At 31.2% G+C, this 17,183-nt stretch carries 16 protein-coding genes; 15 read left to right on the top strand and 1 reads right to left on the bottom strand.

Going from position 1 to position 17,183, the window contains the following annotated elements; translation table 11 throughout:
• Positions 1-23: 23 nt before the first annotated feature.
• From nikR to Q9968_RS00405, 9 genes are all read left to right on the top strand, one after another.
• Positions 24-473, top strand: a complete 450-nt coding sequence (gene nikR, locus Q9968_RS00445; RefSeq protein WP_305512364.1) for a nickel-responsive transcriptional regulator NikR — start codon at positions 24-26, stop codon at positions 471-473.
• A 24-nt stretch (positions 474-497) separates the two neighbouring features.
• Positions 498-1,265 (top strand): methyltransferase domain-containing protein, encoded by a 768-nt coding sequence (locus Q9968_RS00440; RefSeq protein WP_305512362.1) that lies wholly within the window; start codon positions 498-500, stop codon positions 1,263-1,265.
• A gap of 8 nt (positions 1,266-1,273) precedes the next feature.
• Positions 1,274-1,756: a hydrogenase maturation peptidase HycI gene (gene hycI / locus Q9968_RS00435; protein WP_305512360.1), complete on the top strand. Its 483-nt coding sequence runs from the start codon at positions 1,274-1,276 to the stop codon at positions 1,754-1,756.
• Positions 1,753-2,847 (top strand): acetyl-CoA carboxylase biotin carboxylase subunit family protein, encoded by a 1,095-nt coding sequence (locus Q9968_RS00430; protein WP_305512358.1) that lies wholly within the window; start codon positions 1,753-1,755, stop codon positions 2,845-2,847. Before hycI ends, Q9968_RS00430 begins: the two co-directional genes overlap by 4 nt.
• 81 nt (positions 2,848-2,928) lie before the next feature.
• A complete protein-coding gene (locus tag Q9968_RS00425; RefSeq protein ID WP_305512356.1) occupies positions 2,929-3,999 on the top strand; it encodes a glycosyltransferase family 4 protein in 1,071 nt (356 codons plus the stop codon).
• A 282-nt stretch (positions 4,000-4,281) separates the two neighbouring features.
• Entirely contained in the window at positions 4,282-5,763 is a 1,482-nt protein-coding gene (locus Q9968_RS00420; protein ID WP_342765932.1) for a Mur ligase family protein, read from the top strand.
• An 80-nt stretch (positions 5,764-5,843) separates the two neighbouring features.
• Entirely contained in the window at positions 5,844-6,290 is a 447-nt protein-coding gene (locus Q9968_RS00415) for a hypothetical protein (RefSeq protein ID WP_305512352.1), read from the top strand.
• Positions 6,287-7,552: a hypothetical protein gene (locus tag Q9968_RS00410; protein ID WP_305512350.1), complete on the top strand. Its 1,266-nt coding sequence runs from the start codon at positions 6,287-6,289 to the stop codon at positions 7,550-7,552. Before Q9968_RS00415 ends, Q9968_RS00410 begins: the two co-directional genes overlap by 4 nt.
• Positions 7,553-7,557: 5 nt before the next feature.
• Complete coding sequence (locus Q9968_RS00405) at positions 7,558-7,986, top strand: DUF356 domain-containing protein (protein WP_305512348.1); 429 nt, start codon at positions 7,558-7,560, stop codon at positions 7,984-7,986.
• Here Q9968_RS00405 and Q9968_RS00400 read toward each other — a convergent pair whose 3' ends face one another.
• Positions 7,987-8,478: a multiprotein bridging factor aMBF1 gene (locus Q9968_RS00400; RefSeq protein WP_305512346.1), complete on the bottom strand. Its 492-nt coding sequence runs from the start codon at positions 8,476-8,478 to the stop codon at positions 7,987-7,989.
• A gap of 179 nt (positions 8,479-8,657) precedes the next feature.
• On the opposite strand from Q9968_RS00400, the gene Q9968_RS00395 reads away from it, so the two are divergent.
• From Q9968_RS00395 to aroC, 6 genes are all read left to right on the top strand, one after another.
• The gene (locus Q9968_RS00395; protein ID WP_305512588.1) at positions 8,658-9,896 is read left to right on the top strand and encodes a proteasome-activating nucleotidase; all 1,239 of its coding nucleotides are present in this window, start codon (positions 8,658-8,660) and stop codon (positions 9,894-9,896) included.
• Between the two features lie 415 nt (positions 9,897-10,311).
• The gene (locus Q9968_RS00390) at positions 10,312-11,088 is read left to right on the top strand and encodes a PH domain-containing protein (RefSeq protein ID WP_305512341.1); all 777 of its coding nucleotides are present in this window, start codon (positions 10,312-10,314) and stop codon (positions 11,086-11,088) included.
• Positions 11,089-11,097: 9 nt separating this feature from the next.
• Positions 11,098-12,294, top strand: coding sequence for an NAD(P)/FAD-dependent oxidoreductase (locus Q9968_RS00385; RefSeq protein WP_305512338.1), 1,197 nt, complete (start codon positions 11,098-11,100; stop codon positions 12,292-12,294).
• 6 nt (positions 12,295-12,300) lie between these two features.
• The gene (locus tag Q9968_RS00380) at positions 12,301-13,338 is read left to right on the top strand and encodes a TIGR01177 family methyltransferase (RefSeq protein WP_305512337.1); all 1,038 of its coding nucleotides are present in this window, start codon (positions 12,301-12,303) and stop codon (positions 13,336-13,338) included.
• 733 nt (positions 13,339-14,071) lie between these two features.
• Positions 14,072-15,505, top strand: coding sequence for a flippase (locus tag Q9968_RS00375; protein WP_305512335.1), 1,434 nt, complete (start codon positions 14,072-14,074; stop codon positions 15,503-15,505).
• A gap of 582 nt (positions 15,506-16,087) precedes the next feature.
• On the top strand, positions 16,088-17,182 hold the full coding sequence (gene aroC, locus Q9968_RS00370; RefSeq protein WP_305512333.1) for a chorismate synthase: 1,095 nt from the start codon (positions 16,088-16,090) through the stop codon (positions 17,180-17,182).
• Position 17,183: the final 1 nt, after the last annotated feature.

Below are 17,183 nucleotides of genomic sequence, written 5' to 3'. Positions count from 1 at the left end.
TTGAATTTTTGATGTGTTTTTTTATGATGAGAATAAGTATGTCACTACCTAAGAAATTATTAGCTGATTTCGATGAAGTATTAAAAGAGAGAGGTTATCAATCTCGTTCAAAAGGAATCCGTGATGCACTTCAAGATTATATTGTAAGATATCAATGGATGAATTCCATGGAAGGAGAAAGAATAGGGATTATAACTATTATCTACGATCACCACTATACTGGTGTTATGGAAAGCTTGGCAGACATCCAGCATAATTTTAGAAATGAAATCACTGCTAGTATGCATATTCATATGACTGATAAATATTGTATGGAGATTGTAGTTGTAAATGGAGATATTGTTGAGATACGTGATTTGACTGAAAGGATAATGAGACTTAAAGGTGTGGAACACGTAAAACTTACAAGCACTGCTAATGGAGAAGATTTTAAAGAGCCAAGATATTCACACAATCATACTCACAATCATTAAATCTTTTTTTTATTATTTTTTTTCATGAAATTTAAAACCACCCCGTATCATCATGATCTGCTTAAAGATCATAATCGTTTAGCGGTTTTTTTCCAAGCTATAAACGAATATGATTCAGGCACTGATTTAGCATATGATTTAGGTTGCGGAAGTGGTGTTCTATCTTATTTTTTAAGTTCAAAATTTAGTGAAATAATATCACTTGAAATAGAACAGAAAACGTATAATTGTGCAAAAGAAAATTTAGAGGATTTTGAAAATATTCAGGTAGTCAATAGTAATGTTTTGGATTATGATTTTACAAAAAAAGCAGATTTAATAGTTTGTGAAATGTTAGATACAGCATTAATTGATGAAGAAGAAATCCCAGTTTTAAATCATGCTAAAAAATTCCTTAAAAAAGATGGAAGAATAATTCCTCAAGGAATAATCAATACTGTACAATTAGTTAATCTTGAGAGAGAGTATATTCACTGGGATGAATGTGCAAACTATGAAGAACTTTCCGATGAAATTGTTTACTCTCAATTTAACTTCTCAGATGAGATTAACCCTAAATTTATAAAAGAACTAACCTTAAAAGCAAATAGATCAGGTTTGGCAAATGGATTGAAAATTACCACCTACACAAAACTTAATGATAATCTTATTGCAGGACCCTTACCAATGCTCAACCCGCCGTTATTAATCCCTTTAGAAAAACATAAAGTAAAAGTAAATGACTTTATACATGTTGAACTAAAATATATTATGGGAAAAGGGATTAAGACTATTGAAACTAAATATTTGTAGGTGGAATAATGAGCTTTGAATCTCAATTAGATAATTTTTTATCTGATTGTGGAAAATTAATTGTGTTAGGTGTAGGTAATGAGCTTAAAAGTGACGACGGCATAGGCCCATTTATTATAAGGAAGCTTAAAGAAGAAAACATTGAAAATGAAAACCTGTTTTTCATTGATGGCGAAACTGTACCTGAAAACTTCACAGGCAAGATCAGAAAAGAAAATCCCACTCATTTAATAATAGTTGATGCATGTTTGATGGATTCTCATCCTGGAGATATGCAAATTGTTGATAAAGATAACTTTGCAAGCATCGGTATTTCAACTCATTCAATGTCTTTATCATTTTTTGTAAGATATCTTGAGAGAGACACTGAATTTAAAATAATTTTCGTTGGAATTGAACCTGAAACAATGGATTGGGGTGAAAATCCAACATTTGAAGTTAGAAAAGCAGCAGAAGAGTTTATAGAAATATTAAAAGGGATTATATTATGAAAGTATTATTTATTGGTTCAAGATTATATGACGATTTAGATTGGTATGTTAAGTCTAAGGATATTGAAAGTATATTAACAGAATCAAATGAGGAAGCTATCAACCTTGATTTGCCTAATCAGGTGTTTATTGTTCCTCGTGGGATGGATGGTCCAAAACAAGTTGCATTAATGCACAAAGTAGATGCTATTGTGCCATTAATTGGAATAGATCCTCCTTTAATTGATATTGCTCATATGAAAGAAGAAGTTGAAACGGAATATGGAATACCGGTTGTTGCAGCGGGTGTGCGTGCAGTCGAGTTAACTTCTGATAAAATCAAAACAAAAAGATTCTATGAAGAAATTGATGTTGCAACTCCAAATTATCAAATATTGCACAGTCCTGATGAATTGGCCCTTGAATTTCCAGTCGTTTTAAAACAGGGTGAAGGACAGGGTGGAAAAGATATTAAAGTAGCTAAATACATCGATGAGGTGGAGGGATATTTCAACGAATTTGATGAAGCTTTATGCGAAGAATTCATTGAAGGAGCGGAAATATCTGTTGAAGTATTGGGGTTCAATGGTGAATTTGTAGCTTTGCCGCCAATTTATAAAGGTGAAACTACATTAGAAGGAACTCATCCATTAAATAAAATTAAATCTGGCCCTTGCATGGTGGAAGGATTGGATAATAATTTAGTTCAACATACGGCTTATAAAATAGCTAGAAATTTAGATTCAGATGGGATATTTGAAATGGATTTCATGTATTCAAGGAAAAATAATCAATTGTATGCCATTGAAGTAAATACTCGTCCAAATGGAACTAGATATTTAACAACAGCTACTTGTGGCGTAAACTCATTGTGTGAACTTGTAAATATGGCTATTGGTGAGTTTAGCTTGGCTAATATTTCGAATAAACTCCAATATTATTATTCAGCTGAAATTCCGGTAGGTAATTATCAGGGTCCCAAACCTAATGAACCTATAAAATCTTTTGAACATAATGATTTTGTTGTACATGGTCCGGAAGGATATCAGAGAGTTACTGCAAGAGCTAATTCAAAAGAAGAACTTGATGAATTAGTTGATAAATTGACTTAAATCTGTGTTATAAGTTATAATTATATACTATTATGGATATATATTTTAATAATGTAAAAATATGTAGAATGTGGTATAATAATGAATAATACAGATATGTTAATTCTTTTTTTAATAACTTTGTGTGCCACAATATTCTTTACTTGGTATGTTAAAAGGATATTGTTGAAAGCAAGGATAGCAGATAATCCTATAGTTAGTGAACATAGACATAAAAGTGGTACTCCCACAATGGGAGGTATAGCATTTTTATTCACAATTTCTCTAATAATTGCACTTTATTATCAAAATACACCAATATTAATAGTATCATTCATCATGCTCGCTGGAGGAATTGTTGGTTTAGTCGATGACTTAATAGGTTTAAAAGTTAAAGAAATTCAAAAGATTGTTGTCAATACGTCTAATGAGGTTATAACTTTAGGAAGATTGGATGTCGAACCTCATGAAGAAGTTCGTGTTGCAACTCCTAAAGCAAAAGCCGAAGTTGATGATTTGCTTAAATCAGGTAAAGTTGAGGTAATTGGTGAAGTTCCAATTAAAACAGAACCTGAAGAATCAGAAAAAATCCTCTGTCAAATTGTTTTAGGATTATTTTTAGGACTAACTGGTGTCGTAACTACATTGGGTGGTTTTGAATTAGGTATATTTGCTATTCCTGTCGTGGTTATTGCAGTTTTAGGATCTATCAATTCTGTTAATCTGATTGATGGTATGGACGGTCTTGCCGCAGGTATTGTTGGAATTGCATCAATTGCATGTTGTGTTTATGGTTATTTATTTGGACCGGCTACAATCATACCTCTGTTTTTAATAATTGCAGGGTTATGTTTAGGATTTTTAGTATTTAACAAACATCCTGCATCAATATTCATGGGTGATGTTGGATCATTTGTGTTAGGTACTGGCTATGCCGCGGCTGTTTTAGTATGTGATATACCGTACTTCAGTGTTCTTGCATTAGGCGTGCCGGTTATTTCAGTTGTAGTTAGTTTGCTGCACAGAGCACATATTATTAAATTACCAGTTGAGCCTCTTCATCATACTTTAAATCATTACGGTATGTCTGAGGTAAAAATTGTATCAAGTTATTTAGGTTTTACAGTATTATTATGTATCTTAGGTATTCTTTTAAAGATGTACTTATTCTAATTTATTTAGGTGATTTTTATGAATATTCAAGATTTGACCAATTCTATAAATGGAAAACTTTATGGAAATGATGCGTTTTTTTCAATTGATGGATTTACAGGCAAATTTACTTTTTTACATGAGGCACATACTGGTGACATTGTCATAAGGGAATGGATCGATCAGGTTGGTGTTGAAATGGCATTCGATAGAAATATTGCCTGCCTTGTAACTCCTGAACCTAGAAATGGAGCTATTGAAGTTGCTGAAAGATTAAATTTCCCATTAATTGTTATAAAAGATATGGAAGTCGCTAAAAACTTTGTACTGAAGATTACAAGAAGTGAAGAGTTAAAATATATTAAAGATTTAGCGGATTATGTTGATGGTAAAATCATAGGCAATAATGAATTCTTTTCTATAGATGGTTTTACCGGTAAATTTACTTTCTTAAATGAAGCACATACTGGAGACATTGTCATACGCCATTGGATTAATGCAGTTGGTGTTGAAATGGCATTTAATAAAAATATTGCATGTCTCATTACACAAACTCCAAAGGACGGTGCTATTGAATTGGCAGAACGACTTAATTTCCCATTAATCATTACTGATAAAATAGAACTTGCAAATGCTTATGCACTTGCACATACTATTGGAAAATATTCTCCGGGTTCCACAAATATTATAATAACCGGAACCAATGGAAAATCAACAACTTCACATTTAATTTATCATATTTTAAATAATGCTGGTTATCATGTACTCACTAATACTGATAGTGAATCGGAATTCAATACTCTAATTGATCCAATGGTATCTAAATTGGTATATGATGAAGTATCTAAAAATGGTGATTTGGATTATCTAGTTATTGAGGTGTCTGAAGTTCAGGGTTGGTTAAATAATTTAATGAAAAGTCATGCTGCATTAATGAGTGAAGCCATTAGCCCTCAGGTAGGTGTGATAACTAATGTTGCAATGGATCATATCGGTCTTGTAAACTCAATTGATGATGTTTTTGAAGAAATTAAAGCAGTTCCGAAAGCTATTGGGGATGGAATTACTATTTTAAATCATGATGATGAACTTGTTAGAAGTTTAGAGGTTCAAAATCCATTTTATACTTCAATGTCTAAAATTGATGATGAGAATGCAGTTTACTTTGATGGTGAAGATATAGTTTACAGGAATAATTCAATTTTATCCATAGATGAATTGCCATTCAAAGGCAATCATTTCATACAAAATATTTTATCAGCTATTGGTGCCTGCATATCTTTAAATATTGATATGGATGATATTGTTGAGGGAGTTAAAACTTATAAGGCATTAAACAGACGTTTTGCTAAATTAAATGATGCACCATTGATTTATGATGATTTTGCACATAATCCTGATGGGATTAAGGCAACAATTTCAGAAACTCTTAAATTACTGCCTCAAAACCAAAAACTACATTTAGTTTGTGCAATAAGAGGTTCAAGAGGAGTTGAAATCAATCAGTTAAATGCCGATGCATTAGTCGAGTCAATGACTGGAAATATCAATGTGTACTTGTCTTCCAGTAATGATGTAGTAAATGAATCGAATTTTGTCAAACCAAAAGAGAGAGAAGTTTTTTTCAATACTTTAAATAAAAATAACATTGAATTTACTCATTTTGATAATTTAAATGATTGTTTATTGGAAGTTTATAAAAAAGCAGATAAAAAAGATATTATTTTATTAATTGGCGCTCAAGGAATGGACCCGGCTAAGTCACTTTTAGACAATATAATATAAATTTAAATATCATATCAATTAATATAATAAATGTATAATTTATTCTTTTATTGAGAATATTGATACAAGAGGAAATAATCATGTTTATAAAGATTAGGAGAGACACATTAATAATTTTATTATTGGCGTTTATTTTGATTCTTTGTGGTCGTTTAATCACATATGTTGCATTCGCATCATCTGAGGATATTAATGACGGAATTCCTATTTCTGGTGTAATTATCAAAGGTAATGATATTGTACCTGTAGATACGATTAGATATAATGTTATGCAAGCTGGTTTTAGGGATGGTAGTGTAATTTATGGTGATATTTTAAAAACTTCTAAAAGAGAAGTTTCGCTGCAGGATGCGATACAAACGGCGCAGGAATTTGCAACACGGTCAACAGTGCCCGGAACATCTGTACAACCAATTACTGCTGCAGATGTTCAAGTAGATAAAAATACGGGTGTTGTTACAGTAACAGTTATAGAAGACTTTTCTTCTGTTGAATTAGAAAATAAAACAACTGGGGTGAGTGGATGAATTATAAGGCATTTCATGTATCGATTGTTTTTTTAATTATTGCATTAATGACTATGAGTAGTGTCGCGGCTACTTGTAACATTATTGTTATCACTGACCCTTCAGGTGAAGATCCAAATGGTGCTGCTGCAGGAAGTATGTCTTTTGCAGACAACATGTTTCAGTCAACATTTTTAATGTCTAAAAATAATCATTTTGCAGTACTTTCTGGAGGTACTGGTAGTTCTGATACAAGGTTGGACTCTATTGTGGATGCTGTAGCAAGTTTAGAAAACAATGCATCTGCAGCTTCAGCAGCTTCATTAGCATCTCAATACAAAGGTGCTCGTTTGTTAGTTGGCGGTCCAAGTATGGGGGCGGCTATTGGCGGATCATTTAATGCATACGTTATCACAGTAGATGATTCAAGTAATGAAATTAAAGTAACTCCTTATACTAGTGGTGTAGCTACACTACAGCCTGGTGAAAAAGGAGCTATTATTCACTTAAGGAATACTGCAGGAAACCCATTATACGGTACTGCAGATAGCGTTAGAAAAGAAACTGCAATGAATATTGGAAAGATGATTCGAGATGGATATCCTGCCACTACAATTCTTTCTGAAGCTATGGGGGAAGTAGCTAAAGATTCTGGTGAAAAATATGGTGGTGGTGGAGTAAACTTAGTATCTGGAATTTCGACTTCAGATATGTTCACTCCTAAAGATTTGAACACATCAGGTTATCCGATGGATGAAAAATACTCCAAGGTTTGTGATGACTGTGGATGGGCTATGGGGTTTCCTGCAGCGGAAGCTTATGATAAGTGTCCGGTTTGTGGTGGAGAATTAAGAACTGTTTATGCATATGAAGCACTAGGTTCTGCCTTAACCGTAAGTCAAAATTCAGTTAGTGTGTCAGTTTATGGAAGTGATAAGCCGGGATTAGCATCTACTACTACTGAAATTGTAGAGGCATCTGTTGCAAAATATGGTTATGATGCATCTGCTATTGCAGGATCTATTAATAGAGGTATTAATAATGGTCTTTTAATGGGCGTTGATCATGTGGAACCTAAAGATATTAATGTAAAACAAGGATCTAAAGCAGTTGGTGTTTACTATACTGCACTTCCAGGAGACCGGTCTGCTCCGGTTTGGGACCTGCCAATTGATGGTAATATATTAAATATTCTTGGAAGCATTCAAACTGCAGTAGGTATTATTTTAATATTGTTAGTGGTATTCAGATCAAGGTTGTTGAAATCTTTCCAAAATAGGTGATTATTATGGCGTTAATATTGATTCGTGGTGAAAATAATTCTAAATTACTTAATGCAATTGCAGATATAGAACGTCATGGTAATTTGAATTTAACATCAAAGCCTAAAGTAGTTGATGCTGCTTTTGCAGATTCATTAGTAGAAGGAATTTTAAATTCAAAACTTAAAACAACCTCTAATGTTGCCGCTGCATTTTTTGTAAAAGAAGATACTACTTTAAGCATTATACAAGTTAAAAAAATCCATCCTCCCGCTCATGTCGTAGTTGTAAGTCATGAATATGGTGCTTATTCTAAATTGGAATATGTTTTGAATAATGCTCAAGATTTCCATGGATATCATTCACACAAAGCCGTTAATGATGGGATGATTGATTATAAAGTAAATAAAAAAGAAAGGCACATTAAAAATGATAAATTAAATAGCTATAAATAGCTATTTTCTTTTAATTTTCATAATATTTCCTAAACTTCTTTCTCCAGATGAACTGTTAATAAATTGATTTAAATCGATATTGTCTATTTTTTCAAGTAATTTTATATCCAATGTTTTTTCTAGTTTTTTAGTTAGTTTATTATCAGGAGTCATTTTGCCGGTTTCAATTCTTGAAATAACAGAAACTCTTTCATTGATTTTTTTACCTAAATCCTCACGAGACCAATTTTTTGATTCTCTGGCCTTTCTAATTTCAATACTAAAGTCTTCAATTAACTCTTCAGTGGGTTCTTCACTTTTAGCATATGATTTATTTCTATTTTTTGCAGGTCTTTTTGCTTTATTTTGTTTTGCAAATTTTGGTTTAGGAGGTGTTTTTTGGATTTTACCAAGTTTCGCACACTCTTTACAAACAATCATAACTGATCCTTCAATTTTTGCTTTTATCGGATTGTTTTCAGGTACAGGTTTGCCACAGATTTCACATTCCATCTTAATCAGTTCCTCATATTTTTTAATTAATTATATATTAATTGTCTTATATAATGATTGTTAGTATCAGTAAAAATGAATACCTTTAAATACTTTAAAGTTACTAATTGTTATTAAAGTAACATGTTGTATAAAAATTAAACTAACTGGAGATGATTCACATGGATGATTTTAATGATTTGGAAAATTCGTCAAAAGAACAATTAATCGAAAAAGTAGAATCTCTACAAGAGGAGATAGTTTCTTTAAGAGAAGATAAATCCAAAGCTAAAAGTAACTTAATGTGGAAAGTTAGGAAATTAGAAAAGGATAAAGTCCTAATTGAAAATGAAAAAATTAGACTAGAACGAGAAACTAAATCATTACGTTCTGAAGTAGATAGATTTAGATCTCCCCCTTTAGTGCTGGCTACTATAACTGAAGTTTTAGATGATAATAGAATGACTGTAAAAAGCAGTACTGGACCTAGTTTTCTTGTTAACTACTCAAAATTCTTAGATGAAAAATTATTAGTACCGGGTTCTAGAGTAGCATTAAATCAACAAACTTTCGGTATTGTTGAAGTTTTACCGTCTGAAAAAGATGCAAATGTTTCTGGAATGGAAATTGAAACTAAACCTGATATAACTTATGAAAAAATCGGTGGTTTAGAGGAACAGATTATTGAAGTAAAAGAGACTGTTGAACTTCCTTTAACAGAACCTGAACTATTTGAAAAAATCGGTATTGAACCGCCTAAAGGAATTTTATTATATGGACCTCCTGGAACAGGTAAGACTTTGCTTGCAAAAGCAGTAGCCAATGAAACCAATGCTACTTTTATTAAGATTGTAGCTTCCGAATTTGTCAAAAAATACATTGGAGAAGGGGCAAGACTTGTTCGTGAAGTCTTTGAACTTGCAAAAGAAAAAGCTCCTGCAATCATATTCATAGACGAATTAGATGCTGTTGCAGCTAAAAGACTTAAAAGTTCCACTAGTGGAGACAGAGAAGTTCAAAGAACTCTAATGCAACTTTTAGCAGAACTTGACGGATTTGAATCCAGAGGAGATATCGGAATTATTGGTGCAACCAACAGACCGGATATCCTGGACCCTGCATTATTACGTCCTGGCCGTTTTGACAGATTCATTGAAGTTCCCCTTCCAAATATTGATGGAAGACGTGAAATTCTTAAAATTCATACTAAAAACATGTCGTTAGATGATGAAGCAGAAATTGACTTGCTTGCTGAGTTAACTGATGAATTATCTGGTGCAGATTTAAAGGCAGTATGTACTGAAGCAGGTATGTTTGCAATTCGTGAAAAACGTGATAAAGTTACTATAGATGATTTTATGGATGCTATCGATAAGGTCATGAGTAAAACTAAAGAAGACGAATTGTTCAAAACAGAAGCTGGCGTAATGTTCGGATAACTTTAATTAAAAATAATAGGCCTATGATGAACCCTATGAGCTCTGATATGTGATGAATGATGGGCGAGCTGAGGCTTATTTTAAAATCTTTTTTTCACTAGCGGTATTAGGTATTCTGAATTTCAGCATAATATTTTTCCAATTTTTTGAGCATTAAAGGAATATTAAATCTTTTCATGCTAAATTGCTCAATAAACATTATTCTGCAATTAAATTTTGACAGACCCTAAACATTTATTTAAAATAAATTATAATCTATAATTATGTTATTTAATAATGATGGACAATCTGGTGATAGGGTCCTTTATAAAACTAAACCTAATATGATTTTAGGTTGTAAAAAGCTATTTATGGGATTATCATACTAGTTTTAATTTTAATCATTTCACCGGCAGTTATTGAGTTTATAGGGGGAATGCAAGTATATTTAATATCCTATGTTAAGCTTTCCTTAACTAGATATGCAGCCATTGCATTTTTTCTTCTTATTCTTATTGATGTTATTTATATTATTTGGCAATTAGTTGGATGGTACTCAAAGGAATATATTTTAACCGATAGCAAAATCATTATTAAATCTGGAGTATTGTCCACTAAAAAAAATTACATGCCTTATGGAACCATTCAGGACTTAAATACTTCTCAAAGCATTTTTGCAAAAATTTTCAATATTGGATCAATAAAGGTATTCAGTGCTTATGATAACAACTTATTGGAGTTAAAAAATATCTCAAACCCTTCAGAAGTTGAAGATATAATATTTTCCCAAATCAATGAGGCAAGAAATTTCCAAGCTCCACCACAAAGATTTCCTCAACAGGAACATTATGAAGACTATTATTATGATGAATACGAACCGATTACTCCGATAACTCATGAGAGAAATGTTTCTCCTAGAAGGGAATATGACTATTACCCAGAAGATTTTCAAAACAATGAGCCTTTGCCGCATAGGTATGAATATGAACCTTATGATACAGGATATGGCAAACCTCTAAACACTTCTCAACAAGATGATTATTATAATCAAATAAGAGATGATTATTCTTATAGTAGTCAAGATTACTACCAAAACAATGAAAACGAAATTCATTATGATGAAGTTGTTGAAGAACCTGCTACAAATGATGCAGAAGATGCAGACTCTTCCGAAAAAGTCATCCGAAGACATTTTGATAAATTTAAGAAATAAGGCATTATAATGAATTTCGATTTTGATGTAGTGGTAGTTGGAGCAGGGCCTGTAGGTTCAACAATAGCATATTGCCTAGCTAAAAACGGATTAAATGTAGCTATTTTAGATAAGAAAAAACAAATTGGTTATCCTCTACAATGTGCAGGAATCTTAAGCATGCATATTTTTGAGTATAATGAATTACCTGATGAAGTAATATTAAACACAGTTAAGGGAGCATTTCTTCACTCTCAAAATCATATTTTAAATGTTAAAAAAGATGAAAATGTTGCATATATAATTGACAGGATTGCTTATGACCAATTTTTATTAAAAAGAGCTATAGAAAATGGTGCAAAATTAGTCACTCGAAAAGTGGTTGATGGAGATATTGAAAATGGAATAGTATATTTTTCAAAAAAAGATTGCATAACTTCAAAAATCATCATTGGTTGCGATGGATATGACTCCAAAATATCTGAAATTATAGGAAATAAACAAGAAAGCTATCCCGCATCACAGATGCTTGTTAGAATAGACGATGAGAATATGAATAATTTCAGAAAATCAGATAAAAAGATAAATGATTATGTAGATACTTATTTGCTGGAAAATATTCTGCCGGGATTTTTATGGATTATTCCGCTAAAGAATAATCTCTATCGTGTAGGTTTATTTTTCAGTCAATCTCACAAGAGGCAGGATGAAATTCTATATGAGTTTTTAAATGAAAATTTTGAAGAATTTGAAATAATTGAAAAATATAAAGGTTTTATTCCAATATATGATCATAAAAATCGATTAGTTAAATCTAGATCACTTTTAATAGGTGATGCAGCATCTCAGATAAAACCCACCTCCGGAGGAGGATTACTGATGGCATTTGACAGCTGCAAAATAGCCAGCAAATATATTGTCGATGCCATTTTAAAAGATGACCTTAGTATATTAAAAGGATATGAAGATGAATTTAGAAAAAAATACTCAAAAGAATTTAACTATCAGTTTAAAGTGCAAAAGACACTTAATTTATTAGATGTTAAGGACATTGACTACTTTTTTGATAAACTAAAAAAAAATGATTGTGAAAGAATAATATCTGAATATGGGGATATGGACAATCAGTCTGTGCTTGTTCGGGAATTTATTAAAAGAGGTTTAATATTTAAGATTATTCCAAAATTTCTTTTTAAAAAAGTAGTGAATATATTTGGATTTAGGTGAATTTTAATGGAATTATTATGTATACAATCACAAGAACATCCTGAATTGCCATTGGCTGAATTAAAAGCGGTAATGGAATGTGAAAATATTGAAGCTAAAGTTGATGATGTAACTGAAGGAATAGTAATCTTAAGAAATATTCCTTGCGAAAAGCTATATGGCTACTATGAAATCTTAACAAGAAGATTAGGTTATACTCATGAAATCCATGAAATGATTATTAAATCTCATGCAGCTACTTTAGGCAGTGACGTTGAAAGTATTGATTGGTCTGAATATATTGACGAAACATTTGCAGTGCGTGTTAAAAGAATTCGTTCCGAAGTAGACACTGTAGGTTGTGAAAGGGAACTTGGAACATTGATTTTAGATAATTGTGAAAATATTAAAGTATCATTATCCAAACCTAAAACACTTATAAGAGTAGTTGCCCATGGCGATGATTTATATATTGCTATTGAGAGAATGAAATTAAATAAAAAACATTTTGAAAATAGTAAACCTCATAAAAGACCATTTTTCTATCCAGGTTCAATGAATCCGAAATTAGCTAGGTGTATGGTTAATCTATCTAGAATTAAACCAGGTCAATTATTATTAGATCCATTCTGTGGAACTGGAGGGATATTAATTGAAGCAGGATTAATCGGATGTAAACTGGTAGGATCCGATGTTTACTGGAAAATGCAAAATGGGACTGCTGTTAATTTAGATTATTATGGGATTGCTGATTATAAGACCTTTCATTTAGATGTTCGTGAACTTAAAATGTATGAAAAGGTAGATAGTGTAGTTACTGACCCTCCTTATGGAATTTCTACTTCCACAGGCGATGTCGATGGTGAAGAAATTTTTAAAGAATTTTTCCATGCAATTTATGATAATATGAAAGACGACGCTTATTTGTGTATGGCATCTCCACACTATGTTGACTTAAAACCAATGATTGATAAGGTTGGTTTTGAAATCGTTGAGGAGTATAGGATTAAAATGCATAGAAGTTTGACAAGAATTATATCAGTTATAAGGAAAAAATTAGATTAAGAGATACATTTATATATTACTTAGTTATTTTTTTTTATTTTTTTTAATCAAATGTTATTAATCCGCTTTATTTTTATTTTTTAATCCATTATGATTTTTTATTTCAATTTTTTAGAGTTTTGAAAAATTTTATTTTATTTTATTTTTAAATTATCTTTTTAGGTATTTTTCCATACATCTTTGAGTTTTGTTTCTTTATTCTGTAGTCTTGTACTTCTACTAAAATTAACACCATTAAATCTTCATTTTATTACAGAAATCACGTTTTCAACATTCATTCTTCGTGCATAGACATCATGCCAGAAGATTGTAGCACTATTTAATCTATAATGTATACCTATCCAACATACTAATAGCCCTAAAAAATGACACAGAACAACAAATAAAAAGAAAACCGAAAGAAAAAACAAAACACACATACAAATACAAAACCAATATCAACACACTAATCGGAAACATCAAAGAAGAAATGCCACGACTACTAACAGACGATAAACAAGAAATACAACACACAATACAAGAAATAATAAACATAGTCAAAAAAGACCTAGTATACACAAAAATAAAAGCACCCACAAATGAAGAAAGAGATGAAAAGAAATATTATCATAAAAAATGCAAATCCAATCTAAAGACAGGTTTTAAAAAATTAAAAAAAACCTTAGATTGACAGCATTGAGACTTTTACAAAACTTTAAATATTAATTATAATTAATTTATAATTTAGATAAATATGAGTCAAGTGAAATCAATTTTTAATAATATGGGTTGGCTATTTATCCCACAAATACTAAGTAGCATTTGTGCTTTTATATGGACTGTTTTAATAGCTAATTACCTTGGAGTTAATGGAAATGGTATTTTAGGATTTGCAATTTCACTAAGTGGAATTTTAACAGTTACAACCGATTTTGGCATAAGTACCCATATTGTTCGTCATGTTTCAACAGACTACTCACAAGCACCTAAGTATTTAGGTAATGCAATTCCTTTAAAAAGTTTATTTGGAATAGGAACATTTATCCTAACATTAATAATTTTAATAATTCTAAAAACTGATGAACTTACAATTACAATCACATTACTATTCACTATAGAAATGATTATCAATTCATTCAAAGGACTGTTTAACGGGTGTTTTCAAGCTTTTGAAGAAGGAAAATACCAAGGAATTGGAAATATTCTAACAACAGCATTATTATTTATTTTCATATTAATAGCAATCTTCACAGATTTAGGAATATATGGAATAACACTAGCATACGTTATTTCCAATTTAATAGTACTATTATACACTTATGGTGCTTTAAGAAAACATATTGCCAAACCTAAATTTGAAATTAACATTGTTTTTTGGAAAAAACTTACATTAGTTGCCCTGCCTTTTGCCGCTACTGGAATACTCTACTCCATATATTATTCAATCGATGTAATCATGTTAAAATCACTTGTTGGAAACTACGCAACAGGGATTTATAATGCAACATATAAACTAGTTTCTGTTTTAACACTCTTTTATTCAATTTACACAGCAGCAATATTTCCAGTCATGAGCAAATTCTTTAAAAATGATGAAACTCTTTTAATTGTAAGTTTTGAAAAATCAATCAAATACTTAATGTTTATCATAATTCCACTTGCTTTTGCAACAGTGTATTACTCTGCAGATGTTATTCATCTAATTTATCCAAGCGGAGAATTTTCTAATGCATCCTCTGTTTTAGACATACTTATCTGGACAGTTTGTTTATTATTCTTAAGTGGAGCATGCAACATATTATTAAATGCGTCACATAAAGAAGTAGCAGTTACAAGAATCTATTTAATTGCAGCTACTTTTAATGTAGTTTTGAATTTGTTTATGATTCCCAAGTATTCATACAATGGAGCTGCAATAACAACAGTATTAAGTGACATTATTATTGTATTATTACAGTCATATGTAATTTACAAGTTAGGATTCAGACCCAATAAAAGATTATATAAGGATTTAGTTAAAATTGTAATAGGATCTATATTTATAAGTATTATTCTTAACATTTTGCACATGGATATGTTTTTAGCAATACCTGTGAGCATAACAATCTATTTAACAATCATGTATTTATTAAATATCTTAGATAATGATGATAGATATATTATAAAAGAAATCATTGGCAAAAATTAAAATATAGTTCTTTTGTGAAAGTTTTACCATATCATTCAACCAATTTTTCATAAAGTGAGTTTAACCCTAAAAATCTCCTTTAAATATTGAAATAAGGAGACTCATGTCATAATAGCTTGCATACTTTTTAGGCAATGATTGTATATTTTACGAGTCCCAATCGAATGATTGCTAGTCATGCATATGTTGTTTATCAGTGACTCGTCGTTCATATTATCACTTTTTATATTTAGATTATATAAAAAGTAGAGAGATCATTTGAAATGTATCTTGTTAAAGTACTATTGATAATTTAGAACGACTCCATAATAATCACTTAATTATCAGTTACTTATACTGTTTCTCTCGTAACATTTCTATAATAATTTTTAGAACACAGTTCAATATAATGAAGCTATTATTAAACAATACATAAGTAGAATGCAAATAATAAAGATTCAAAATCATGATGTTTTGAGCAACCCCACAATAACATCCCAATTTCAAATCAACAAAGTTTTTGAAAGAATCCATTACAATCAAAATTAAACATTTAAAAAGTTTAAAATATAAAAAAATAAACCAAGTTTAAAGAGGTTAAAAATGTCAAATTCAATTGGTGAAAAATTTCAAATAACAAGCTTTGGGTCAAGCCATGGAAAAGCGGTTGGAGCTGTTGTTGATGGATGCCCCGCAAATCTTGAATTAACACAAGAGGACATTCAAAAAGAGCTTGATAAAAGAAAACCCGGAACAAGCAGCATAACCACCTCCAGAAAAGAGGCAGATGAAGTTCAAATTTTATCTGGTATTTTTAATGGTAAAACAGATGGAACTCCAATTACTGGAGTTGTTTTTAATAAAAATCAACATTCAAAAGATTATTCAATGTTTGAAAATACACCACGCCCATCTCATGGAGATTTTGCTTGGATGATGAAATATGGCAACTATGACTATAACGGCGGAGGTCGTGGAAGCGGCAGAGTTACTATTGGACATGTGATTGGTGGAGCAATAGCTAAAAAACTTTTAAAAACCCAAAATATTGAAATTATTTCACATGTTGCTCAAATTGGAGATATTAAAGCTGAAATTAATGATCTTGAAATTATCAAAGAAAATGTCGAGAAAAATCCTGTTCGTTGCGGAGATTTAAAGGCAGCCCGGAAAATGGAAGAATTAATCTTGGCTAAAAAACAAGAAGGAGACTCTATTGGAGGGATTGTTGAAACAATAGCTATTGGAGTGCCTGCAGGATTAGGAGAACCTGTATTTGGAAGACTTGATGGGGACTTAGCAAGAATTTTAATGAACATTGGGGCAATAAAAGGAGTTGAAATCGGTCTTGGATTTGACATGGCGACTAAAAGTGGTTCGCAAACAAATGATGAATATCAAATAAATGAAAATAAAGCAACAGCAAAAACAAACAATTCCGGTGGAATCATTGGAGGTATGAGCAATGGCATGGAAATTGTTTCAAGAATTGCAGTGAAACCTACTCCCTCCATTTCCAAATGTCAAAATTCTGTTGATTTAGAAAAAATGGAAAATAAAAAAATAGAAATAGAAGGTCGCCATGACCCATGCATATGTCCCAGAGTTAGCGTTGTTGCCGAATCAAGCACTGCAATTGTTCTTGCAGATCATATGATTCGCTCAGGTTTTATCCACCCCAGCAATCTAGAAAAATGAT

Source organism: Methanobrevibacter sp. V14 (assembly GCF_963082475.1).
Taxonomy (GTDB): domain Archaea; phylum Methanobacteriota; class Methanobacteria; order Methanobacteriales; family Methanobacteriaceae; genus Methanocatella.
Note: the sequence above shows the minus strand (reverse complement) of the source record. Positions and strands in the feature narration are given on the sequence as shown.

Excerpts from the sequence above, each read along its gene's own strand:
- aroC (WP_305512333.1), top strand. The coding sequence starts at position 16,088 with ATGTCAAATTCAATTGGTGAAAAATTTCAAATAACAAGCTTTGGGTCA.
- Q9968_RS00425 (WP_305512356.1), top strand. The coding sequence starts at position 2,929 with ATGAATAATACAGATATGTTAATTCTTTTTTTAATAACTTTGTGTGCC.
- Q9968_RS00430 (WP_305512358.1), top strand. The coding sequence starts at position 1,753 with ATGAAAGTATTATTTATTGGTTCAAGATTATATGACGATTTAGATTGG.
- Q9968_RS00410 (WP_305512350.1), top strand. The coding sequence starts at position 6,287 with ATGAATTATAAGGCATTTCATGTATCGATTGTTTTTTTAATTATTGCA.
- Q9968_RS00375 (WP_305512335.1), top strand. The coding sequence starts at position 14,072 with ATGAGTCAAGTGAAATCAATTTTTAATAATATGGGTTGGCTATTTATC.
- Q9968_RS00405 (WP_305512348.1), top strand. The coding sequence starts at position 7,558 with ATGGCGTTAATATTGATTCGTGGTGAAAATAATTCTAAATTACTTAAT.
- Q9968_RS00390 (WP_305512341.1), top strand. The coding sequence starts at position 10,312 with ATGCAAGTATATTTAATATCCTATGTTAAGCTTTCCTTAACTAGATAT.
- Q9968_RS00380 (WP_305512337.1), top strand. The coding sequence starts at position 12,301 with ATGGAATTATTATGTATACAATCACAAGAACATCCTGAATTGCCATTG.
- Q9968_RS00440 (WP_305512362.1), top strand. The coding sequence starts at position 498 with ATGAAATTTAAAACCACCCCGTATCATCATGATCTGCTTAAAGATCAT.
- hycI (WP_305512360.1), top strand. The coding sequence starts at position 1,274 with ATGAGCTTTGAATCTCAATTAGATAATTTTTTATCTGATTGTGGAAAA.
- Q9968_RS00400 (WP_305512346.1), bottom strand. The coding sequence starts at position 8,478 with ATGGAATGTGAAATCTGTGGCAAACCTGTACCTGAAAACAATCCGATA.
- Q9968_RS00420 (WP_342765932.1), top strand. The coding sequence starts at position 4,282 with ATGGAAGTCGCTAAAAACTTTGTACTGAAGATTACAAGAAGTGAAGAG.
- nikR (WP_305512364.1), top strand. The coding sequence starts at position 24 with ATGATGAGAATAAGTATGTCACTACCTAAGAAATTATTAGCTGATTTC.
- Q9968_RS00385 (WP_305512338.1), top strand. The coding sequence starts at position 11,098 with ATGAATTTCGATTTTGATGTAGTGGTAGTTGGAGCAGGGCCTGTAGGT.
- Q9968_RS00415 (WP_305512352.1), top strand. The coding sequence starts at position 5,844 with ATGTTTATAAAGATTAGGAGAGACACATTAATAATTTTATTATTGGCG.